This is a genomic window from Pseudomonas sp. 5P_5.1_Bac1 (assembly GCF_025466015.1).
Lineage (GTDB): Bacteria > Pseudomonadota > Gammaproteobacteria > Pseudomonadales > Pseudomonadaceae > Aquipseudomonas.
Window position 1 is genome coordinate 48,763 of the sequence record NZ_JANLNX010000040.1, and the last position, 20,445, is coordinate 69,207.

A 20,445-nucleotide genomic window follows, 5' to 3' on the forward strand; every position below is an offset into this window, starting at 1 on the left:
AGTGAAATAGGTTGGAGTCAGGGCAGCTCTGTCCGCGTGCGGATCAGGAAGTCTGGGTGTTGCCCTGGGTCTTGTCGTCGGTCGGGGTGCTGGCAGCGGCGCTGGGCAGGCTTCGGGCGAACACGCCGCGGTACAGGGCGGCGCCAAGGCCCGCTCCCATGATCGGCGCGAAAACCGGAACGAGGAAGTAGGGAATATCACGGCCGCCGGTGAAGGCTACTTCGCCCCAGCCAGCCAGGAATGTCATCAGTTTGGGGCCGAAATCACGTGCCGGGTTCATCGCGAAGCCGGTCAGCGGGCCCATGGCGCTGCCGATCACGGCGATCAGCAGGCCGATCAGCAGTGGGGCGAGGGCGCCGCGCGGCAGGCCGTTGTTGTCATCGGTGAGGGCCATGATCACGGCCATGAGAATCGCGGTGATGATCACTTCAACGAGGAACGCCTGACCGGTGGACAGCGCCGGGTGCGGGTAGGTGGAGAACACCGAGGCCAGTTCGAGGCTGGCCTGGCTGCCGCGAATCATCTGGTGGGTTTGTTCGTAATCGAAGAACAGGCTGCTGTAGAGCGTGTAGACCAGCGCCGCGCCGCAGAAGGCGCCGGCGATCTGGGCGACGATGTAGAACGGCAGCTTGCCCTTCTCGAAACCGGCGAACAGGCACAGCGCGATACTCACGGCGGGGTTCAGGTGCGCGCCGGAAATCCCGGCGGTGAGGTAGATCGCCATGCTGACGCCCACCCCCCAGATGATGCTGATTTCCCACAGGCCGAAGCTGGCACCCGCCACCTTGAGCGCGGCAACACAGCCAGTACCGAAGAAGATCAACAGTGCGGTGCCGAAGAATTCGGCCATGCATTGGCTGGACAACGTCGGTTGTTGTAGAGCAGTCGTCATTCGATACCTCGGTTTTTGTTGTTGTGAGGCGCAGTGAGCGCTCGACAGAAACCCGAACGAAATCCCCATTTCGGTCAGGCAGACGATAGAAATGCACCTTATAAGGGCATCACCGATATTCAGATTCGAAAAAATATAGACAAGAAACGCTGATGTCAAAGGTCGAAAGTGAACTGTCATTCATAATCTGACTGCCGGCCTACGAGTTGTCATGTTCGTGTCCTACAGGCCAATGGTTGTGGCACACGATTTGTCCTACAGTAGCCGCCGAATACAGAACGAATGTTGGAGCCCCGCATGACCCCTGCTCTGGACCTGTTGAAGAAAGTTCGCGCCGAACACCGCATTCACAGTTATGAACACGACCCCAAGGCCGCGTCCTACGGCCTGGAGGCTGCTGAAAAACTCGGTCTGGACCCCAAGCGGGTGTTCAAGACCCTGCTGGCCAGCAGTGAGAAGGGCGAGTTGCTGGTGGCGGTGGTGCCGGTGGGCGGCAGCCTCGATCTGAAGGCACTGGCCCAGGCGGCGGGCGTGAAGAAGTGCGAAATGGCTGACCCCGCCGCAGCGCAGCGTTCAACGGGCTACTTGTTGGGCGGAATCAGCCCGCTGGGTCAGAAGAAACGTCTGCGCACTTTTATCGACCAATCGGCCGAGGCTCACGAGACGATTCATGTCAGCGCCGGACGGCGTGGGCTGGAGGTGGAGCTGGCGGCTGCGGTACTTGCTGAGCACACCCAGGGCAAGTTCGCGGATATTGGTCGCGAATAGAAACGGGGATGCCCCAACGAAAAGGCCGCCACGATTGTGGCGGCCTTTTTTGTATCAGCTGACCGAGCCGTATCGGCGAACGCCGCTCTCGCCAGCCGGCAACCTCGCTTCGACACTGCCTGAAGCAGCGAACAGCACCAGGTGATCCGCCGCAACGGCAATCCCGACGTCCTGGCCAATCTGGTAATCGATATGGCTCGGGAAGATCGCTTCGAGCTGGGTGCCGGTGCCCAGTTGCAGGCGGTACAGCGTTGAGGCGCCCTGGAAGCTCTTGCCGTTGATCCGCGCGCTCAGGGTACTGTCCGGGGCATGGATGATGTCATCAGGCCGCAACAGCACATCCACCGCGCCGCCGACCGGCAGCGCATAGGCGCGGTTGCCGCGCAGCGTGCCGAGTTCGGTCTGGACCGTCTCCGGGTCGAGCAACTGGCCGCGAATGAAATAGCCCTGACCGATGAAGCTGGCAACGAACGGGGTCGCCGGCTCGTGGTACAGGTTGTAGGGCGTATCCCACTGCTCCAGCCGGCCTTCCTTGAAGACGCCGACATGGTCGCTGACGGCGAAGGCTTCTTCCTGGTCGTGTGTCACCAGGATCGCACTGGTGCCGCGGCTCTTGAGGATGTCGCGGACTTCGTGGCTGAGGCGCCGGCGAAGTTCCACGTCGAGGTTGGAGAAGGGTTCGTCCAGCAGCAGCAACTGCGGCTCGGGTGCCAGGGCGCGGGCCAGGGCGACCCGTTGCTGCTGGCCACCGGAAAGCTCGTGCGGGTAGCGCCCGCCGAGGCCGTCGAGCTTGACCAGTTCGAGCATCTCCTTGACCACCTGCTGCTTGTGCGGGTGTTTGCCGATGCCGAACGCGACGTTGTCCGCCACCGTCAGGTGTGGGAACAGCGCGTAGTCCTGGAACACCATGCCGATTCGGCGTTTCTCCGGCGCCAGGGTGAACCCAGCCTTGGAGATGGTCTCGCCGGCCAACTGGATGTCGCCATCGTGGATCGGCTCGAAGCCGGCGATGGCGCGCAGGGTGGTGGTCTTGCCGCAACCCGAGGAGCCCAGCAGGCAGCCGATGTCACCGGCGTTCAGGTGCAGGTTGAGGTTCTGGACGATGCGCGCCTCGCCATAGCCGCAGGCGAGGTTGCGCAGGTTGAGCAATAGGGGACGACTCATGCGTGGTGGTAGGCCGGTTCAACAAGGAATTCGAGAAGCGCCTTCTGTGCATGCAGACGGTTTTCCGCCTGGTCCCAGGCGACCGAACGAGGGTCGTCGAGCAGGTCCACACTGATTTCCTCGCCACGGTGGGCGGGCAGGCAGTGCATGAACAGGGCATCGGGGGCTGCCAGGTCGAGCAGTGCGCGGTTGACCTGATAAGGCGCGAACCGCTCCAGGCGCCGTGCAGTTTCCTCTTCCTGGCCCATGGAAGTCCAGACATCGGTGCTGACCAGATGTGCACCGCGTACCGCTTCCTTCGGGTCGCGGACGATCTGCACGCGGTCACCGGCCTGGGCGACGAATTTCGGGTTCGGCTCGTAGCCTTCCGGGCAGGCGATGCGCAACTGGAAGTCGAACTGGATGGCCGCTTCTATATAGCTGTTGCACATATTGTTGCCGTCGCCGATCCAGGCCACGGTCTTGCCCTGGATCGAGCCGCGGTGTTCGAGGAAGGTCTGCATGTCGGCCAGCAACTGGCACGGGTGCAGGTCGTCGGACAGGCCGTTGATCACCGGAACCCGCGAATTGGCGGCGAATTCGGTCAGGGTGCTGTGGGCAAAGGTACGGATCATGACCGCATCGAGCATGCGCGACATGACGATGGCGCAGTCGCCGATCGGCTCGCCACGGCCCAGTTGGGTATCGCGCGGGGACAGGAAGATGGCCTGGCCGCCGAGCTGGATCATGCCGGCTTCGAAGGACAGCCGGGTACGGGTCGAGGATTTCTCGAAGATCATGCCCAGCACGCGGTTTTTCAGGGGCTCGAAGAGTACGCCGCGGTTACGCAGGTCTTTCAGCTCGATCCCTCGGCGGATCACACTGACCAGTTCTTCGGCGGTGAAATCCATCAGGGAGAGAAAGTGCCTAGCGCTCATCATTGACTACCTTTTTGCAACAGACCGCAGATCAGCAAAAACCGGTTTTTCGGAAACACGGATGAGACCTGCGGCGAAAGCCGCACGGGGCGACGAAATAGGGGAAGGCGCAATACTATAATTAAATGTCGCGTCTTACCAAGTGGGGCTGCATCCATGGCGTGAGCCGGGGATTTGGGCAAGCCGTTGGTCTGCTTCTTTTTCCAGAGCAAGAGAGCTTTTTACACTGCCCCAGACGGGCTTGGCAATGAATCGGCCAGGCTTTGTCGGTCATCTGGAACCATCGTTCCTCCTGATGCCCGGGGATTCACGCCGCGAAGGTCGCTGGCAGCCCGCGCATGCCGGGGCCATAGTCGGGGACGGCACTCCCCCCTGATCCGAGAACAAGAGGCGGCCATGACCAAGACCGTGCACCACCGAGCCTGTCACCTGTGCGAGGCCATCTGCGGCCTGACCTTCGAGCTTGATACCGAGGAGGGCGGCGCCCCGCGTATCACCTCGATCAAGGGCGATGCCCAGGACAGTTTCAGTCGCGGCCACATCTGCCCCAAGGCGGTGGCGCTGCAGGACATTCAGAACGACCCCAATCGCCTGCGCGGGCCGGTCGTCCGTGTTGGCGACCAATGGCTGCCCATTCCCTGGGAAGAAGCCTTCGAGCTGACCGCCCGCAAGCTTTACGACATCCAGCAGCGACACGGCCAGAATGCCGTCGCGGTCTACCAGGGCAACCCGAGCGTGCACAACTACGGGCTGATGACCCACAGCAACTACTTCCTCGGCCTGCTCAAGACCCGCAACCGCTTTTCCGCGACGTCGGTCGACCAATTGCCGCATCACCTGACCAGCTACCTGATGTACGGGCACGGCCTGTTGCTGCCGATCCCGGACATCGACCACACCGATTTCATGTTGATCCTCGGCGGCAACCCGCTGGCCTCCAACGGCAGCATCATGACCGTGCCGGATGTCGAGAAGCGGCTGAAGGCGCTCCAGGCGCGCGGCGGCAAGCTGGTTGTGGTCGATCCGCGGCGCAGCGAAACCGCGGCGATGGCGGATCAGCATCTGTTCGTCCGTCCGGGAGGCGACGCGGCGCTGCTCTGTGGCGTGCTCAACACCCTGTTCGAGGAAAACCTGACCCGCGTGACGCATTTGCCGGTCAACGGCCTGGATCAGGTTCGCGAGGCCCTGCAGTCGTTCACGCCGGAGATCATGAGCCTGCTGTGCGGTATCGATGCGGGGCTGATTCGGCAGCTGGCGCGGGACTTCGCGGCGGCGGACAAGGCGGTGTGTTATGGGCGCATGGGGGTGTCGACCCAGGCGTTCGGCACGCTTTGTCACTGGTTGGTGCAGTTGATCAACCTGGTCAGCGGTAACCTCGACCGCGTCGGCGGCGCGCTGTGCACCGAACCTGCGGTGGACCTGGTGGCGACCACCAGCGGCGGGCATTTCAATCAGTGGCAGAGCCGGGTATCCGGGCTGCCTGAATATGGCGGCGAGCTGCCGGTGTCAGCCTTGGCTGAAGAGATGCTCACCGAAGGCGAAGGACAGGTACGCGCGCTGGTGACCGTGGCCGGCAACCCGGCGTTGTCCACGCCCAATGGCCGACAGCTCGAACAAGCGCTGGACGGCCTGGAGTTCATGCTCAGCATCGATCTCTATATCAACGAGACCACGCGCTACGCCGACCTCATCCTGCCATCGACCTCCGCACTGGAGAACGATCACTACGACACCACGTTCAACCTGTTCGCGGTGCGCAACGTTTCTCGCTTCAACCGGGCGATCCTGCCCAAGCCCCAGGGCGCGCTGCATGACTGGGAGATTTTCGTCGGCCTGGCACGGGCCTTCGCGGCGATCAGCGACAAACCCCTCAAACCGACCCTGCCGCCCGCGCAGATGATTGATCTGGGCCTGCGCGGCGGGCGTTACGGGGAAGGTTCGGCGTTCGGCCTGTCACTGGAGACGCTCGACCAGCACCCGCATGGCATCGATCTGGGCCCTTTGCAGCCCAATCTGAGCGGACGCCTGAAAACCGCGAGTGGCGCCATCGAAGCGGCCCCGGCGGAGATCCTCGCCGACCTGCAGCGCTTTGCCGCGCAACAGCCACCCAGCGCCGCGCAGTTGCTGCTGATTGGCCGGCGCCATGTGCGCAGCAACAATTCCTGGATGCACAACTATCATCGACTGGTCAAAGGCAAGCCCCGCCATCAATTGTTGATGCACCCGGAGGACCTGGCCGGGCGCCAATTGCAGGATGGGCAGCGGGTGAGGGTGACGTCGCGGGTCGGCAGCATCGAGGTGGATGTGCAGGCCAGCACCGACATGATGCGCGGCGTGGTCAGCCTGCCCCACGGTTTCGGCCACGCCAGGCCCGGCGTGCTGCTGGACATCGCGCGGGCGCAGTCCGGGGCCAGTGCCAACGACCTGACCGATGACCGTCTGCTCGACGCGTTGTCCGGCAATGCGGTGCTCAACGGTGTGCCGGTGGAGGTGGTTGCTGCATGATTGTCGGCAAGGCCGAGCGTCGTGCTCGGCTTTCCGATACAATTCGCCACCGTGCCGACAACCAGGTCGGAAAGTTCAGCCGAGGTGCTTCATGGATATCATCGAAACAATCAAAGAGCAGATCGCCAACAACACCGTTCTGCTTTACATGAAAGGCTCGCCGAATGCCCCGCAGTGCGGCTTTTCGGCAAAAGCGGCGCAAGCCGTAATGGGCTGCGGCGAGAAGTTCGCTTACGTGGACATCCTGCAGAACCCGGAAATTCGCGCCAACCTGCCGAAGTACGCCAACTGGCCAACCTTCCCACAACTGTGGGTGGCCGGTGAGCTGGTCGGCGGTAGCGACATCATGATCGAGATGGCCGCCAATGGTGAGCTGCAGACCCTGATCAAAGAAGCTGCTGCCAAGGCCAAGGCTTCCGAAGCCTGATCACCTGCCAGCCGTCATGAAGAGCCCCGCGATGCGGGGCTTTTTCATATCTGGTGCCTCTGAATGAAAAAAAGCGCCGCGGCCCTTGAAGGCGCGCGGCGCTTTTATCTTGCAACTGGGAGCTTGAAGCTCGCGGCTGCGCTACTCACCCATCTGCGATTGCAGGTAGTTTTCCAGACCAACCTTGTCGATCAGGCTCAACTGGGTTTCCAACCAGTCGATATGCTCTTCCTCGGCCTCGAGGATGTCTTCCAGCAGTTCGCGGCTACCGAAGTCTCCAGCGGTTTCGCAGTGAGCGATGGCGGCTTTCAGGTCGATCAGGCCTTTCTGCTCGATCTTCAGGTCACATTCCAGCATTTCGCGGGTGTGCTCGCCGATCAGCAGCTTGCCCAGGTCCTGGACGTTGGGGATGCCTTCGAGGAAGAGAATGCGCTTGATCAGTTTGTCAGCGTGCTTCATCTCGTCGATGGATTCTTTGTATTCGTGCTTGCCGAGTTTTTCCAGGCCCCAGTCTTCGTACATGCGCGCATGCAGGAAGTATTGGTTGATCGCGACCAGCTCGTTTCCGAGGATCTTGTTGAGATGCTGGATGACGCTTACGTCGCCTTTCATGATTGAGGTCCTGCTCTTCAAGTGTGCCAATAAGCAGGAGTTTGAGCCTGGCAACTTTCTCTGTCAAACCTAAGTTATTGAATAATAAGTGAAAATTAATCGGAATAAGAATGTTTGTGTTCCGCGTTTTACACCTAACTAGTTGAATTATGGGAATAAAAAAACCGGACACTAGGTCCGGTTCTTTATAAATGGGGAAAAGATTTTTTCAGGCGGCGGAGAATTCCACGGGATAAGGCAGGGCAGAAGCCTGGCTGGCCTGGATTTCAGTCAGGGTCTCGCGGACGACCTGCTTGGCAACACACGCACACTTGCCACATTGGCTGGCCACGTTGGTGGCGGCGCGGACTTCCTTGTAGCTACAGCATCCTTCATAGATCGCATCGCGGATCTGTCCGTCGGTTACACCAACACAAAGACACACATACATAGAAGAAGACCATCAGGGTGGCGGACTCAATGGAACGAAGCTTAATGTTAATGAGAATGCTTGTCAAAACTCTTCTTGTGAGCCGCGAGATAGAGCGACCGCCGGTAGGTCAAACTGTCTGATCGCCATTACTCGGCGTCCCGCGCAGCGCGGTGTATGATGCCCAACTCGTGTCAGGCGACTTCGATCGCCTGCGTAGTTAGTTTCACACCATCAGGAGAAATCGAATGAGCGTGCTCGTTGGCAAAAAAGCCCCGGACTTCACCGTCGCCGCAGTACTGGGCAATGGCGAAATCGTCGACAGCTTCAACTTGGCTTCGGCTATCAAGGGCAAGTACGGCCTGGTGTTCTTCTACCCGCTGGACTTCACTTTCGTCTGCCCGTCCGAGCTGATCGCGCTGGACCACCGCATCCCTGACTTCCAGGCGCGCAACGTCGAAGTCATCGGCGTCTCGATCGACTCGCACTTCACCCACAACGCCTGGCGTAACACCCCGGTCAACAACGGCGGTATCGGCCAGGTCAAATACACCCTGGCAGCCGACATCTCCCACGAAATCTGCAAAGCCTACGACGTTGAGTCCGAAGGCGGCGTAGCCTTCCGTGGCGCGTTCCTGATCGACACCAACGGTGTCGTCCGTTCGCAGATCGTCAACGACCTGCCACTGGGCCGTAACATGGACGAGCTGCTGCGTCTGGTCGACGCCCTGCAATTCCACGAAGAGCACGGCGAAGTCTGCCCTGCCAACTGGAAAAAAGGCGACAAGGGCATGACCGCTTCGCCAGAAGGCGTTGCTGCTTACCTGAGCGAGAACGCTGGCAAGCTGTAATTCGCCACGCACAAAAAAACCGGCTCACGTGGCCGGTTTTTTTGTGCGTTGAAAACGACTCACTCGTCGAAATCGTGCCAGCCGCCCATTTCTTTCCAGCGGTTGACGATGCCGCAGAACAGCTCGGCGGTCTTCTCGGTGTCGTAGCGGGCGGAATGCGCCTCGCGGCCATCGAAGTCGATATCGGCGCTCTGGCAGGCCCGTGCCAGGACGGTCTGGCCATAAGCGAGGCCGGCGAGGGTGGCGGTGTCGAAGCTGGAGAACGGATGAAACGGGTTGCGTTTCATGTCGGTGCGCGCCACGGCAGCGTTGAGGAAGCCGAGGTCGAAGCTGCTGTTATGGCCGACCAGGATCGCCCGCTTGCAGCCATTGGCCTTCAGTGCCTTGCGCACGCCGCGGAAGATATCGGTCAGCGCCGCTTCTTCACTCACTGCCATGCGCAGCGGGTGATCGAGCTTGATCCCGGTGAATTCCAGGGCCGCCTGTTCGATATTGGCGCCTTCGAAGGGCTCTACGCGGAAGAAATAGGTGTGTTCCGGGAACAGGAAGCCCTTTTCATCCATGCCGATGGTCACCGCGGCGATTTCCAGCAGCGCGTCGGTGGCGCTGTTGAAGCCGCCGGTCTCGACATCCACCACGACGGGCAGATAGCCACGGAAACGTTCTGCCATCGGGTGGCGCGAACCACCGCCAAGACCTTCCTGGTCGTCGAACTGATCGTCACTCACGCGTTTTCCTCCAGCAGGCGCCAGCGCAGTTGCTCACCGGCGCGCAGCGGGACGACAGTCTGCTCACCGAAGGGCAGGCTGTCGGGTGCGGTCCAGCTTTCGCGGACCAGGGTAATGGTGTCGGTGTTCGCTGGCAGGCCGTAGAACGCCGGGCCGTGCAAGCTGGCGAACCCTTCGAGTTTGTCCAGGGCATTGCGCTGTTCGAAGGCCTCGGCGTACATCTCGATCGCCGCATAGGCGGTGTAGCAGCCGGCGCAGCCACAGGCGGCTTCCTTGGCGTGACGGGCGTGCGGTGCCGAGTCGGTGCCGAGGAAGAACTTGCTGTTGCCACTGGTGGCGGCGTCGAGCAGGGCGACCTGGTGGGTGTTGCGCTTGAGGATCGGCAGGCAATAGAAGTGCGGGCGAATACCGCCGACCAGCATGTGGTTGCGGTTGTACAGCAGGTGCTGGGCGGTGATGGTCGCACCGACGTTGGCCGGGGCTTCGCTGACGAACTGCGCGGCATCGGCGGTGGTGATGTGTTCGAAGACCACTTTCAGCGTCGGGAAACGCTCGACCACGCGACGCAGGTGCTCGTCGATGAACAGCTTCTCGCGGTCGAACACGTCGACCTCGCTGTGGGTCACTTCACCGTGCACCAGCAGCAGCATGCCGACTTCGGCCATGGCTTCGAGCACCGGGGAAATCTTGTCGATGCTGGTAACGCCGGAATCCGAGTTGGTGGTGGCACCGGCCGGGTACATCTTGGCAGCATGGACGAAGCCGCTGGCCTTGGCGGCGCGGATTTCTTCCGGCTGCGTGCGGTCGGTGAGGTACAGCACCATCAGCGGCTCGAAACGGCTGCCGGCCGGACGGGCGTCGAGAATACGCTGGCGATAAGCGCCGGCTTCGTCGGCATTGCGTACCGGCGGGACCAGGTTAGGCATGATGATGGCGCGGGCAAAGGTGCGCGCCACGTCAGCGACGGTGTGAGGCAGGACGGCTCCATCGCGAAGATGGATGTGCCAGTCGTCGGGACGCAGGAGGGTCAGGCGGTCGGACATTGGGGATTCCAGGCGGTTCGAACTCTGGGCGAATGCTACCGGAAAAGCCTGGGCCGAGCACTCGCTATCAAGTTTTGCCAAAGCCGTCCGATAGCCTGCTGGTAAGTCGAAAGAATTTTGTGGAGCCGCCCGTGCGCCAGCGTTATCTAGCCCTGTTCAGCCTCTTTGTCAGCCTTCCGGCCGCCGCGCTCACGTTCCAGACGCGCGTGGAAAATATCGAGTGGAAGGTCGAAGGCGATCAGTTCGAGTGTCGCCTGATCCAGCCGATTGCCGATTTCGGCAGCGGCGAGTTCGTGCGTCGCGCCGGCGAGCAGGCGACGTTCCGCCTGCGCTCGTCCAGCAACATGCTCGGCGCGGGGTCGGCCACCCTGCTGGCCGCGGCCGCGCCGTGGCAACCGGGGCGCGGCGACATCAACCTGGGATCGATCCGCATGTCCGGTAGCGGCGTGCTGTTCAATAGCTCCCAGGGCCAGGCCAGCCGTCTGATCAACGGGCTGATGGATGGCCGCAGCACAGTGGTTCGCAACTACGCCGGGGAAGCCGGGCGGGCCATGGAAGTCCGCCTGCTGCCGGTGAAGTTCAACAAGGCCTTCGCTGACTACCAGGCCTGCACCGCCAAGCTGCTGCCGATGAACTTCGACCAGATCCGCCAGGCGCGCATCGGGTTCCCCGGCAATGGCATCGACCTGGACGCCGATGCCCGCGCCCGCCTGGACGTGATCCTCGACTTCCTCAAGGCTGACCCCACCGTCAACCATATCGAGCTGGACGGCCACTCCGACAACAGCGGCAACCGCCTGACCAACCGTGACCTGTCCCGCCGTCGTGCGCTGGCGGTGATGGAGTACCTCAAGGCCCATGGCGTGCCGGAAAGCAACATCGTCGTGCGTTTCCATGGCGAGCGTTATCCGCTTGCAGCCAACAATTCGGCGGGCAACCGTGCGCGCAACCGGCGGGTGAATATCGAGCTGGACCGCGTGACCCCGGTCGAGACGCCAGCAGCGGAGAAACCCGCAGCGCCAGCACCGACGCCAACTGCCACTCCCGCCGCACCGGCGGCCTCGGCGCCTGCGGCAACCCCGGTGGCGCCGGCGAAGTCGAATACCCCCGCCACGCAGCTGACGCCAGGCAAAACGTCGCTGAAGTCCTGAGTGCGACCGTCCGTCGCGCTCACGACAGTTCCTGTCGCTTTGTCGTCACAAGCTGTCGCCCCACTGTAAATTCCGCACCAAGAGCGGTAGAATCCGGGGTTTTCCGTACAACCCCGTGGAGTGATGGCATGGCGGACGTAAAAAAGGTCGTACTGGCGTATTCCGGCGGCCTTGATACTTCGGTGATTCTCAAGTGGCTGCAAGATACCTACGACTGTGAAGTGGTGACGTTCACCGCCGATCTGGGTCAGGGCGAAGAGGTCGAGCCGGCCCGCGCCAAGGCTCAGGCCATGGGCGTCAAAGAGATCTACATCGATGACCTGCGCGAAGAGTTCGTCCGAGACTTCGTGTTCCCGATGTTCCGCGCCAACACCGTCTACGAAGGCGAGTACCTGCTGGGTACTTCCATCGCCCGTCCGCTGATCGCCAAGCGCCTGATCGAAATCGCCAACGAAACCGGCGCCGACGCCATTTCCCATGGCGCTACCGGCAAGGGTAACGACCAGGTTCGTTTCGAGCTGGGCGCCTACGCGCTGAAGCCGGGCGTCAAGGTCATTGCTCCATGGCGCGAGTGGGACCTGCTGTCCCGCGAGAAGCTGATGGACTACGCCGAGAAGCACGCCATCCCGATCGAGCGTCATGGCAAGAAGAAGTCGCCGTACTCGATGGATGCCAACCTGCTGCACATTTCCTACGAAGGCGGTGTCCTGGAAGATACCTGGACCGAGCACGAGGAAGACATGTGGCGTTGGAGCGTCTCGCCTGAGAACGCCCCTGACCAGGCCACCTACCTGGAGCTGACTTACCGCAACGGTGACATCGTCGCCCTCGACGGCGTCGAGATGTCCCCGGCTACCGTTCTGGCCGAACTGAACCGCATCGGCGGCGCCAACGGCATCGGCCGCCTGGACATCGTCGAGAACCGTTATGTCGGCATGAAGTCCCGTGGCTGCTACGAAACCCCGGGCGGCACCATCATGCTGCGCGCCCACCGCGCCATCGAGTCGATCACCCTGGACCGCGAAGTCGCTCACTTGAAAGATGAGCTGATGCCGAAGTACGCCAGCCTGATCTACACCGGTTACTGGTGGAGCCCTGAGCGTCTGATGCTGCAAAAAATGATCGACGCCTCCCAGGTCAACGTGAACGGCGTCGTTCGCCTGAAACTGTACAAGGGCAACGTCATCGTTACCGGCCGCAAGTCCGACGATTCGCTGTTCGATGCCAACATCGCCACCTTCGAAGAAGACGGCGGTGCCTACAACCAGGCGGACGCGGCGGGCTTCATCAAGCTCAACGCCCTGCGTATGCGGATCGCTGCGAACAAAGGTCGTTCGCTGGTCTGATCACGCCTCGTTGATAAAGAGCCCCGGCACTAGTGCCGGGGTTTTTTTATCCGTCCAAAGGTGGCGAGTGATTGTTGGGCCACTCGGTAATGATGGTCGTGTGAGTGCCGGCCTCCAGGTTTTGCAGGATCAGGCGGTTCGAGCTTGGCCGCGTTACAGCATGTCGGGCCAGTAGTTCGAGTAGTGTCTGCGCGTTGGGTCCGGAAATGACAACCGTCGATATTGTAACTTCAGATATTGGCGAAGCTGCGCGCGGAAGTAATAGCGGAGTTGTTGAGCTACTTGTTATGGGTGATGGCTCTTGTGTAACGTTATTGGTTTCAGGTGTTTCCGTTGTGCCCGAATGTTCATCGGGGCCGTACAGGCTTTTGGTATTGAAGTTGAGTGTAAGAAAGAACAATAGCGTGAGAAAAGGCGGAAAACCGACCAGGAACCACGTGTAGATACTCTGGCTACTTTCCCCGAGAAAGGGTAACGAGGCCAATGCCGACGCTTCGATAATGCCGGCGAAGATAGCGATAGTGGTCAGCGGGCTTTTCGGTTCCTGGCTGCTCATGGTGAGATCTCTGCGTGCGGTGAGCGTTCGTCTGCCGGCTCTCGGGCAGGGAGTACAAGGGGCGTGGGCGCAGTGTGCCGCAAATGGGATCCAGCAATCACAGGGTGATGGGTCTTATTGAAGAAGCATTTCAGGGGGAATTTGTTTCCTTGCGGCGTGAACGGTCTGTCACTAGGACTTGTTTGGCGAATATTAAGGATATTTCCTTCATATGTTTTTCCGTTATTCGTAGCGATATTTTCTGCGCGCGAGGCTAGCATCCAGAGATGCCTTTTTTGATCTTCAAATTAAGGTTCGCAATAACGGTAAATACGCTGCCTGTAGGAATCTTCTGTAAGAAGCTTCTTTTATTTTTGTAGTCCATGTCTGAGTGTGCGGGTGTTCAGAACATACGCCCTGCAATCAACAAGCTGACTGGGCTATTGTGCGGGCTTCTAACAAGTCGAATAGTAAAGAATGGATCTTGCCCATGAATAAAGTGCTGATCGTCGATGACCATCCGGTCATTCGCTTGGCCGTGCGCATGCTGATGGACCGGCATGGTTATGAAGTGATTGGGGAAACGGATAACGGGGTGGATGCGCTGCAACTGGCCAGGGAGCATTTGCCGGATATCGTGATTCTGGATATCGGGATTCCAAAGCTTGACGGGCTTGAGGTGATTGGTCGCCTCACGGCCAATGGAATCGTCATCAAGGTTCTCGTACTGACTTCCCAGGCGCCGGGACATTTTTCGATGCGTTGCATGCAGGCGGGAGCTGCCGGCTATGTGTGCAAGCAGCAGGACCTTACCGAGCTGCTCAGTGCAATCAAGGCCGTGCTCTCGGGCTACAGCTACTTTCCCAACCAGGCGCTGCACTCGGTACGCGCCAATCTCGGCGGCTCCAGCGAGGCGGACATGGTGGGGCGTCTGTCAGGGCGGGAAATGATGGTGTTGCAGCAATTGGCCCGGGGCAAGTCCAACAAGGAGATAGCCGACGGCATGTTTCTCAGCAACAAGACGGTAAGTACCTACAAGACGCGTCTGTTACTCAAGCTCAATGCTCGCTCATTGGTCGATCTGATCGAGTTGGCGCAGCGCAACGGCCTGGTCTGACCGCTTCCCCCAAAACGCAAAAAGCCTCCGCAATGGAGGCTTTTGTTTTTCCAGGCCCGTAACGTCTCAAAGATCGAAGTCGTAATCAGCCAGTCGCTTTTGTAAACGGCGTTCTTCCAGCAGGTTGTCGATGGTGCGGCGCTTGCTCAGATTGGTTTTTGCAGCTTCAACCGGGGTGTCGTTGACAAACTCGTCGGACGCCGGGGCTTCGTCATCAACATCAAGGTCTTCTTTTTCAGTGCTCACGAGTCACTCCGTTACAAGAGGGCCATTCGCGCTCCTTATAACGATATTCCTGAAGCGGGTAAAAAAGATTTTTTCAATCACCCTATGAAGGTTTTCACTATGTTCTCAATCGTCGGAGGTCTTGTGCTTGTACTCGCACAAGTCTTCGATCCGGCAACTTCCGCAACGGGGTTTGCGCGCCTGGCACACATAGCGGCCAAGCAGGATCAACCAGTGATGCGCATCCAGCAGATAGTCCTTGGGAACGAACTTCAACAGTGCCTTCTCCACGTCCACAACATTCTTTCCCGGGGCGATGTTGGTGCGATTGCTCACCCGGAAAATATGCGTATCAACGGCCATGGTCAGTTGCCGGAACGCGGTGTTGAGCACCACGTTGGCGGTCTTGCGGCCCACGCCTGGCAAAGCTTCCAGCGCTTCGCGGGTTTGCGGGACTTCACCGCCGTGTTGCTCCACCAGAATCCGGCAGGTCTCGATGACATTCTTCGCCTTGCTGTTGTACAGACCGATGGTCTTGATGTACTCGGACAGGCCTTCCACACCGAGCGCATGAATCGCGGCGGGCGTGTTGGCGACCGGGTACAGCTTGGCGGTGGCCTTGTTGACGCCCACGTCGGTGGACTGGGCAGAGAGGATCACGGCGATCAGCAACTCGAAGGGCGAGCTGTAGGCCAGCTCGGTTTTCGGCTCGGGGTTGTCTTCGTGTAGCCGGCGAAAAATCTCCAGGCGTTTGGCGGCATTCATGGATCAGCTATTTCCTTCACGGTCTGGTGTGGCCTGTTTCGGACAGGCTCGTTTGATCAGGGCCAGCAGCACGCCGAGCAGCAGTAGGGCGCCGGGTGCGAGGCTGGCCAGGCGCAGGCCGGTAATGTCCGGCCCGCTGATGGATGTCAGATTGAGGGCGCCGCTGGCCAGCAATTCGCGAATCGTGCCCAGCAGCAGGTACAGCACGCAGAACCCTCCCAGCAATATGAACGCCCGGCGCCCGGCCTTGCCGACGCTTTGTTCGAAGAGCAGGCACTGCAGGGCGATCAGCTCTGGGTAGACGCCGAGCGCGTTGCGCAATTCCAGGCCCCAGGCGTGCAGGGCCAGGGTCTGGCACGTGACCAGGGTAGCGGCGACCAGAATGCTGGTGATCTCGCCCGCGACCCCATCGAGCCAGCGCCGCAAGGGTGTCATGCAGGCGAGATGAACCAGCACCGTCGACAGGGTAAGCCCGGCCATGGCGCTGGCCTGGAGCAGTGTCTGGCTCGCGCCGAGCAGTGGCGCCAGGCTGAGGGCCGCCAGCCAGGACCTATTCATGGGCGGGGCCCTCCGTCAGCCAGCCTTGGGCGTGTTCGTCGAAGTAGCGCAGGGCGTCCTGGATGGCGTGGATCACCGCCCGGGAGGTCACGCTGGCGCCGGCCAGTTGATCGAACTGGCCGTTGTCGCGCCTCAGGGCCCAGGCTGCCTCTGGCGTGTTGGCCTGGCTGTGGCCGGCGAAACCCTGCAGCCAGCGGTTGCCAGGTTCAGTCAGGCGAGCGCCGAGTCCTGGGGTTTCCTGATGCTGTAGAACATGGCTGGAGATCACCCGGCCATCAGGGGCGATGGCGATCAACAGTTGAATGGGGCCGGCATAGCCTTGCACACGGCTGTGCAGCACCACCGCGGTGGGCTTGCCGGCCAGGGTGGCGAGATAGCCGCCAAGCAGGCTGCTGTGGGCCAGTTCCGGCTCGGGCAGGGCGAGTGGCTGTCGTAGCGGCTCGTTGTCGTAGCTGCCTGCGGGCAACACGCTGAGCCAGGTGTGTGCCTTGAGCTGTTCTTCAGCTGCGCTGATCCCTGGGGCCAAAAGCTGTTGCCAGGTGACACTGGCACCCACGCCCAGCAGCGCCAGGACGGCGATCAGCACGACGCTGCGAGCGTTCATGTCGCCTCCGCTTGCCGACGCTCCGCCCAGCGGTCCAGCGCCGGTACGCAGAGGTTCATCAGCAATACGGCAAAGGCGGTGCCGTCCGGATAATTGCCCCAGGTGCGAATCAAATAGGCCAGCACACCCACCGCGGCACCGAACAACAGCCGGCCCCACGGGGTTTTCGGGCCGCTGACCGGTTCGGTAACGATGAAGAACGCGCCCAGCATGGTCGAGCCGGCCAGCAGGTGCAGCAGCGGCGAACCGTTGGAATCTGACCCCGAACCGTTCCAGCAGAGCAGGCTGATCACGAACAGTGCGCCCAGCATGGCGACCGGTGCCTGCCAGGCGATCACCTTGCGTTGCAGCAGGAACAGGCCGCCGAGCAGGAAGCCCAGGCTGGCCCATTCGCTACCGCGGCCGGCGAAGTGGCCAAAGCCCGGATGGCTGGTGAACAGCTCATCGATGGTCAGGCTCTTGTTCTGGCGTAAACCGTCCAGCACCGTGGCCTGCGCCCAGGCGTCGGGACGTTCGCCGAGGCCGAACAGCGCATTCAGGCTGTGGCCCAGGTCCAGCGGTTGGGGCGCCGGCCAATGGGTCATTTGCACCGGGAACGAGAGCAGCACGACAACGTAGCCGAGCATGGCCGGATTGAACGGGTTGCGACCAACGCCGCCGTAAAGCTGCTTGCCGAGGGCGATGGCGCTGGCGGCGGCAATCACTGGTAGCCACCAGGGGCTGTGAGCGGGCAGGGCGGCAGCCAGCAGGGTCGCGCTGACCAGCGCGCTGCCATCGTTCAGCGCAGGGAGCACCGGACGCTGACGCAGGCGCAGCAACAGCGCTTCCGTGAGCAGGGCGGCGCTGCCAGCCAGCAGCAGATTGAACAACACCCCCCAGCCGTACACCCAGAACAGCGCCAACACACCCGGCGCACAGGCCAGCAGCACCTGTTGCATGGCGCTACGCAGGCGCAGGTCGGTATCAGCAACAGCGCTCATGATGTGAACAATCCGCTGAACCCGAGAAAAGCCATGGCCATGATCCCGGCGCTCATCAACTCGATGGGCAGACCACGAAAGGCCAGTGGAATATCGTCATGCTGGCTGCGTTGGCGCAGGTCATCGAACAGCGCCAGCACCAGCCAGAAGCCTAGCCCGCTGCCCAGGCCCACCGCCAGGCTGAACAGCACGCCGCGCTGTTCTTCGGCCAGTTGCAGGCACAGGCCAAGCAGCGCGGCATTGCCCATCAGCATCGGCTTGAGCCCGTCGAACGCCGCATTGTTCCGCCAGCGCTGCAAACCATGAAGAATCGGCCCGGCGCTCAACACACAGAGCGGCAGGAAGACGAACAGGCGCAGGTAGCCGAGTTGCAGCGGCAGCAGGAGGTAATGGTGGAGCAGTTGCCCGAGGGTGCTGATCAGCGTCATCGCCACCAGCGTTGCCAGCCCCAGGGCATGGACGCGTGGGCGGCTCGTCCGGTCGTCCGGACGCAGCAAGGGATCCAGCGCCAGCGTCTGTTGCAGGACGATGTTGTTGATCAGCGCTGCGCCGATCAGGGCGAGGATCAGTTCGGTCATGGCGGTGCCAGCGGCAGGGTGCAGGACGCCATTATCCGGCAATGACGGTTCAATGAGAACGCCCCGGCGGGTGAGGCCGGGGCGTTGGTTTTACTTGATGCGCTGACCCGGCTTGGCGCCGCTGTCAGGGCTGAGCAGGTAGATTTCTTCGCCGCCAGGGCCGGCGGCCATGACCATGCCCTCGGAGACGCCGAAGCGCATTTTCCGCGGCTTCAGGTTGGCGATCATCATGGTCAGGCGACCTTCGAGCTTGGCCGGGTCCGGGTACGCCGACTTGATGCCGGAGAACACGTTGCGTTGCTCGTCACCGATATCCAGGGTCAGGCGCAGCAGCTTGTCGGCACCCTCGACGGCTTCGGCCTTGAGGATCAGGGCCACGCGCAGGTCGACCGCAGCAAAGGCATCGAACTCGATCTCGGGAGACAGCGGGTCCTTGGCCAGCTCGCCGTTGCCGGCAGGCGCCGACGAAGCCTGGCTGGCGGCCAGGTCTTCCTTGGAGGCTTCGACCATGGCTTCGACCTTGACCGGGTCGATCCGGGTCATCAGCGCCTTGAACGGGTTCAGCGTGTGGTTTTCCAGGCGGGTCAGGTGGTCGTTCCAGGTCAGTGGCGCGACGTTCAGGAAGGCTTCGGCCTCGGCGGTCAGCACCGGCAATACCGGCTTGAGGAAGATCACCAGTTGGCGGAACAGGTTGATGCCCTGGGCGCAGACCGCCTGGACTTCATCCTGCTTGCCTTCCTGTTTGGCCAGGGCCCATGGCGCCTTGTCGGCGATCCAGGCGTTGGCACGGTCGGCCAGGCCCATGATTTCGCGCATGGCGCGGGAGAAATCGCGTGCCTCATAGGCTTCGGCGATGCTCGGCGCGGCGGCGAGGAAGGCTTCGGTCAGTTCCGGGGCGGCATCGCCCGCGACCATCACGCCGTCGTTGCCCTTGTGGATGAAGCCTGCGCAGCGGCTGGCGATGTTGACCACCTTGCCGACCAGGTCGGAGTTGACCTTCTGCACGAAGTCTTCGAGGTTCAGGTCCAGGTCATCGACGCCACGGCCCAGCTTGGACGCGTAGTAGTAGCGCAGGTATTCCGGCGACAGGTGATCCAGGTAGGTGCGGGCCTTGATGAAGGTGCCGCGGGATTTCGACATTTTCTGGCCGTTGACGGTCAGGTAGCCGTGCACGTTGATCGCGGTCGGCTTGCGGTAGCCGGCGCCCTGCAGCATGGCAGGCCAGAACAGGGCGTGGAAGTTGACGATGTCCTTGCCGATGAAGTGGTACAGCTCGGCCTTGGAATCCTTGTTCCAGAAAGCGTCGAAGTCCAGTTCGGGGCGGCGGGCGCAGAGGTTCTTGAAGCTGGCCATGTAGCCGATCGGCGCGTCCAGCCAGACGTAGAAGTATTTGCCCGGCTCGTCCGGAATCTCGAAACCGAAGTACGGCGCGTCGCGGGAGATATCCCACTCCTGCAGGCCGGAATCCAGCCACTCGGCGAGCTTGTTGGCCACGGCGTCCTGCAGGGTGCCGCTGCGGGTCCACTCCTGGAGCATGGCCTGGAAGTCCGGCAGCTTGAAGAAGAAGTGCTGGGAGTCCTTGAGCACCGGAGTGGCGCCGGAGATGGCCGACTTGGGGTTCTTCAGTTCGGTGGGCGCGTAGGTGGCGCCGCACTTCTCGCAGTTGTCGCCGTACTGGTCTTCCGCCGCGCATTTCGGGCAGGTGCCCTTGATGAAGCGGTCGGCCAGGAACATTTTCTTGTCCGGGTCGAAGTACTGGGTCACCGAACGGGTGGCGATATGGCCAGCGTCGCGCAGTGCCAGGTAGATGTGGCTGGACAGCTCACGGTTCTCTTCGGCGTGGGTCGAGTGGAAGTTGTCGAAGTCGACGAGGAAGTCGGCGAAGTCGCCGGCATGTTCCTTCTGGACGCCGTCGATCAGCTGCTCCGGGGTAATGCCTTCCTTTTCCGCGCGCAGCATGATCGCCGAGCCGTGAGCATCGTCGGCGCACACATAGATGCACTGGTTGCCACGGTGTTTCTGGAAGCGCACCCACATGTCGGTCTGGACGTACTCAAGCATGTGGCCAAGGTGGATGGAACCGTTGGCATAGGGCAGGGCACTGGTGACAAGGATCTGGCGTGGCTCGGACATGGGGGCTCGGCTACTTTATTCGGCTAAACAGGAGGAAAACGTGATCGGCCACTATAAAGCGCCGGGAAATATATTTCACCCTGTGGACGTCCCGGCGGTGGCTCGCGGGTTAGCATAGCGGCCTGTTTTACTCAGTC

General features: G+C 61.4%; 22 protein-coding genes. 7 read left to right on the plus strand and 15 right to left on the minus strand.

Going from position 1 to position 20,445, the window contains the following annotated elements:
• Nucleotides 1-43 precede the first annotated feature (43 nt).
• Nucleotides 44-892 carry an MIP/aquaporin family protein gene (locus tag NTD82_RS08135; RefSeq protein ID WP_262128344.1) on the minus strand — a complete coding sequence of 283 codons (849 nt, stop codon included), beginning with the start codon at nucleotides 890-892 and terminating at the stop codon, nucleotides 44-46.
• A 297-nt stretch (nucleotides 893-1,189) separates the two neighbouring features.
• On the opposite strand from NTD82_RS08135, the gene ybaK reads away from it, so the two are divergent.
• Nucleotides 1,190-1,660 (plus strand): Cys-tRNA(Pro) deacylase, encoded by a 471-nt coding sequence (ybaK, locus tag NTD82_RS08140; protein WP_095154886.1) that lies wholly within the window; start codon nucleotides 1,190-1,192, stop codon nucleotides 1,658-1,660.
• 54 nt (nucleotides 1,661-1,714) lie between these two features.
• On the opposite strand, the gene NTD82_RS08145 is transcribed toward ybaK, so the two are convergent.
• Nucleotides 1,715-2,824: an ABC transporter ATP-binding protein gene (locus NTD82_RS08145; RefSeq protein WP_095154887.1), complete on the minus strand. Its 1,110-nt coding sequence runs from the start codon at nucleotides 2,822-2,824 to the stop codon at nucleotides 1,715-1,717.
• The gene (gene argF, locus NTD82_RS08150; protein WP_095154975.1) at nucleotides 2,821-3,741 is read right to left on the minus strand and encodes an ornithine carbamoyltransferase; all 921 of its coding nucleotides are present in this window, start codon (nucleotides 3,739-3,741) and stop codon (nucleotides 2,821-2,823) included. The genes NTD82_RS08145 and argF overlap by 4 nt, the downstream gene beginning before the upstream one ends.
• Nucleotides 3,742-4,137: 396 nt before the next feature.
• Here argF and NTD82_RS08155 point away from each other — a divergent pair, with 396 nt between their 5' ends.
• Nucleotides 4,138-6,246 carry a molybdopterin oxidoreductase family protein gene (locus NTD82_RS08155; protein WP_262128348.1) on the plus strand — a complete coding sequence of 703 codons (2,109 nt, stop codon included), beginning with the start codon at nucleotides 4,138-4,140 and terminating at the stop codon, nucleotides 6,244-6,246.
• A gap of 91 nt (nucleotides 6,247-6,337) precedes the next feature.
• A complete protein-coding gene (grxD, locus tag NTD82_RS08160; RefSeq protein WP_095154889.1) occupies nucleotides 6,338-6,673 on the plus strand; it encodes a Grx4 family monothiol glutaredoxin in 336 nt (111 codons plus the stop codon).
• Nucleotides 6,674-6,814: 141 nt separating this feature from the next.
• Here grxD and bfr read toward each other — a convergent pair whose 3' ends face one another.
• Nucleotides 6,815-7,285: a bacterioferritin gene (gene bfr, locus NTD82_RS08165; RefSeq protein WP_095154890.1), complete on the minus strand. Its 471-nt coding sequence runs from the start codon at nucleotides 7,283-7,285 to the stop codon at nucleotides 6,815-6,817.
• A 208-nt stretch (nucleotides 7,286-7,493) separates the two neighbouring features.
• Nucleotides 7,494-7,715 (minus strand): bacterioferritin-associated ferredoxin, encoded by a 222-nt coding sequence (locus NTD82_RS08170; protein WP_095154891.1) that lies wholly within the window; start codon nucleotides 7,713-7,715, stop codon nucleotides 7,494-7,496.
• A 227-nt stretch (nucleotides 7,716-7,942) separates the two neighbouring features.
• Here NTD82_RS08170 and NTD82_RS08175 point away from each other — a divergent pair, with 227 nt between their 5' ends.
• Nucleotides 7,943-8,545 carry a peroxiredoxin gene (locus tag NTD82_RS08175; RefSeq protein ID WP_095154892.1) on the plus strand — a complete coding sequence of 201 codons (603 nt, stop codon included), beginning with the start codon at nucleotides 7,943-7,945 and terminating at the stop codon, nucleotides 8,543-8,545.
• A 59-nt stretch (nucleotides 8,546-8,604) separates the two neighbouring features.
• On the opposite strand, the gene rnt is transcribed toward NTD82_RS08175, so the two are convergent.
• On the minus strand, nucleotides 8,605-9,273 hold the full coding sequence (rnt, locus tag NTD82_RS08180) for a ribonuclease T (protein WP_095154893.1): 669 nt from the start codon (nucleotides 9,271-9,273) through the stop codon (nucleotides 8,605-8,607).
• Nucleotides 9,270-10,316 (minus strand): dihydroorotase, encoded by a 1,047-nt coding sequence (gene pyrC, locus NTD82_RS08185; protein WP_262128350.1) that lies wholly within the window; start codon nucleotides 10,314-10,316, stop codon nucleotides 9,270-9,272. Before pyrC ends, rnt begins: the two co-directional genes overlap by 4 nt.
• Nucleotides 10,317-10,447: 131 nt before the next feature.
• Between pyrC and NTD82_RS08190 the strand changes: the two genes are divergently transcribed.
• A complete protein-coding gene (locus tag NTD82_RS08190) occupies nucleotides 10,448-11,467 on the plus strand; it encodes a flagellar protein MotY (RefSeq protein ID WP_262128352.1) in 1,020 nt (339 codons plus the stop codon).
• 128 nt (nucleotides 11,468-11,595) lie between these two features.
• The gene (locus NTD82_RS08195) at nucleotides 11,596-12,813 is read left to right on the plus strand and encodes an argininosuccinate synthase (protein ID WP_095154896.1); all 1,218 of its coding nucleotides are present in this window, start codon (nucleotides 11,596-11,598) and stop codon (nucleotides 12,811-12,813) included.
• A gap of 46 nt (nucleotides 12,814-12,859) precedes the next feature.
• Here the strand turns inward: NTD82_RS08195 and NTD82_RS08200 are convergent, their stop codons facing one another.
• Entirely contained in the window at nucleotides 12,860-13,369 is a 510-nt protein-coding gene (locus NTD82_RS08200; protein WP_256587692.1) for a hypothetical protein, read from the minus strand.
• A 469-nt stretch (nucleotides 13,370-13,838) separates the two neighbouring features.
• On the opposite strand from NTD82_RS08200, the gene NTD82_RS08205 reads away from it, so the two are divergent.
• Complete coding sequence (locus NTD82_RS08205; protein WP_095154897.1) at nucleotides 13,839-14,465, plus strand: response regulator transcription factor; 627 nt, start codon at nucleotides 13,839-13,841, stop codon at nucleotides 14,463-14,465.
• Between the two features lie 66 nt (nucleotides 14,466-14,531).
• On the opposite strand, the gene NTD82_RS08210 is transcribed toward NTD82_RS08205, so the two are convergent.
• From NTD82_RS08210 to metG, 7 genes are all read right to left on the minus strand, one after another.
• Nucleotides 14,532-14,711 carry a PA3496 family putative envelope integrity protein gene (locus NTD82_RS08210; protein ID WP_095154898.1) on the minus strand — a complete coding sequence of 60 codons (180 nt, stop codon included), beginning with the start codon at nucleotides 14,709-14,711 and terminating at the stop codon, nucleotides 14,532-14,534.
• Nucleotides 14,712-14,816: 105 nt separating this feature from the next.
• On the minus strand, nucleotides 14,817-15,455 hold the full coding sequence (nth, locus tag NTD82_RS08215; protein WP_095154899.1) for an endonuclease III: 639 nt from the start codon (nucleotides 15,453-15,455) through the stop codon (nucleotides 14,817-14,819).
• A 3-nt stretch (nucleotides 15,456-15,458) separates the two neighbouring features.
• Nucleotides 15,459-16,013, minus strand: a complete 555-nt coding sequence (locus NTD82_RS08220) for an Rnf-Nqr domain containing protein (protein WP_262128356.1) — start codon at nucleotides 16,011-16,013, stop codon at nucleotides 15,459-15,461.
• Nucleotides 16,006-16,617, minus strand: coding sequence for an RnfABCDGE type electron transport complex subunit G (locus NTD82_RS08225; RefSeq protein WP_262128357.1), 612 nt, complete (start codon nucleotides 16,615-16,617; stop codon nucleotides 16,006-16,008). The genes NTD82_RS08220 and NTD82_RS08225 overlap by 8 nt, the downstream gene beginning before the upstream one ends.
• Nucleotides 16,614-17,597, minus strand: coding sequence for an RnfABCDGE type electron transport complex subunit D (locus tag NTD82_RS08230; RefSeq protein WP_262128358.1), 984 nt, complete (start codon nucleotides 17,595-17,597; stop codon nucleotides 16,614-16,616). The genes NTD82_RS08225 and NTD82_RS08230 overlap by 4 nt, the downstream gene beginning before the upstream one ends.
• Complete coding sequence (locus NTD82_RS08235) at nucleotides 17,594-18,175, minus strand: Rnf-Nqr domain containing protein (protein WP_262128360.1); 582 nt, start codon at nucleotides 18,173-18,175, stop codon at nucleotides 17,594-17,596. The genes NTD82_RS08230 and NTD82_RS08235 overlap by 4 nt, the downstream gene beginning before the upstream one ends.
• A gap of 90 nt (nucleotides 18,176-18,265) precedes the next feature.
• On the minus strand, nucleotides 18,266-20,308 hold the full coding sequence (gene metG / locus NTD82_RS08240) for a methionine--tRNA ligase (protein ID WP_095154903.1): 2,043 nt from the start codon (nucleotides 20,306-20,308) through the stop codon (nucleotides 18,266-18,268).
• Nucleotides 20,309-20,445 lie beyond the last annotated feature (137 nt).

What these genes read in the sequence shown, in the direction of transcription:
- grxD (WP_095154889.1), top strand. Translation starts at nt 6,338, where the DNA reads ATGGATATCATCGAAACAATCAAAGAGCAGATCGCCAACAACACCGTT.
- NTD82_RS08135 (WP_262128344.1), bottom strand. Translation starts at nt 892, where the DNA reads ATGACGACTGCTCTACAACAACCGACGTTGTCCAGCCAATGCATGGCC.
- NTD82_RS08155 (WP_262128348.1), top strand. Translation starts at nt 4,138, where the DNA reads ATGACCAAGACCGTGCACCACCGAGCCTGTCACCTGTGCGAGGCCATC.
- nth (WP_095154899.1), bottom strand. Translation starts at nt 15,455, where the DNA reads ATGAATGCCGCCAAACGCCTGGAGATTTTTCGCCGGCTACACGAAGAC.
- NTD82_RS08235 (WP_262128360.1), bottom strand. Translation starts at nt 18,175, where the DNA reads ATGACCGAACTGATCCTCGCCCTGATCGGCGCAGCGCTGATCAACAAC.
- pyrC (WP_262128350.1), bottom strand. Translation starts at nt 10,316, where the DNA reads ATGTCCGACCGCCTGACCCTCCTGCGTCCCGACGACTGGCACATCCAT.
- argF (WP_095154975.1), bottom strand. Translation starts at nt 3,741, where the DNA reads ATGAGCGCTAGGCACTTTCTCTCCCTGATGGATTTCACCGCCGAAGAA.
- NTD82_RS08220 (WP_262128356.1), bottom strand. Translation starts at nt 16,013, where the DNA reads ATGAATAGGTCCTGGCTGGCGGCCCTCAGCCTGGCGCCACTGCTCGGC.
- NTD82_RS08170 (WP_095154891.1), bottom strand. Translation starts at nt 7,715, where the DNA reads ATGTATGTGTGTCTTTGTGTTGGTGTAACCGACGGACAGATCCGCGAT.
- ybaK (WP_095154886.1), top strand. Translation starts at nt 1,190, where the DNA reads ATGACCCCTGCTCTGGACCTGTTGAAGAAAGTTCGCGCCGAACACCGC.
- NTD82_RS08230 (WP_262128358.1), bottom strand. Translation starts at nt 17,597, where the DNA reads ATGAGCGCTGTTGCTGATACCGACCTGCGCCTGCGTAGCGCCATGCAA.
- metG (WP_095154903.1), bottom strand. Translation starts at nt 20,308, where the DNA reads ATGTCCGAGCCACGCCAGATCCTTGTCACCAGTGCCCTGCCCTATGCC.
- NTD82_RS08225 (WP_262128357.1), bottom strand. Translation starts at nt 16,617, where the DNA reads ATGAACGCTCGCAGCGTCGTGCTGATCGCCGTCCTGGCGCTGCTGGGC.
- bfr (WP_095154890.1), bottom strand. Translation starts at nt 7,285, where the DNA reads ATGAAAGGCGACGTAAGCGTCATCCAGCATCTCAACAAGATCCTCGGA.
- NTD82_RS08175 (WP_095154892.1), top strand. Translation starts at nt 7,943, where the DNA reads ATGAGCGTGCTCGTTGGCAAAAAAGCCCCGGACTTCACCGTCGCCGCA.
- NTD82_RS08145 (WP_095154887.1), bottom strand. Translation starts at nt 2,824, where the DNA reads ATGAGTCGTCCCCTATTGCTCAACCTGCGCAACCTCGCCTGCGGCTAT.
- NTD82_RS08205 (WP_095154897.1), top strand. Translation starts at nt 13,839, where the DNA reads ATGAATAAAGTGCTGATCGTCGATGACCATCCGGTCATTCGCTTGGCC.
- NTD82_RS08195 (WP_095154896.1), top strand. Translation starts at nt 11,596, where the DNA reads ATGGCGGACGTAAAAAAGGTCGTACTGGCGTATTCCGGCGGCCTTGAT.
- NTD82_RS08200 (WP_256587692.1), bottom strand. Translation starts at nt 13,369, where the DNA reads ATGAGCAGCCAGGAACCGAAAAGCCCGCTGACCACTATCGCTATCTTC.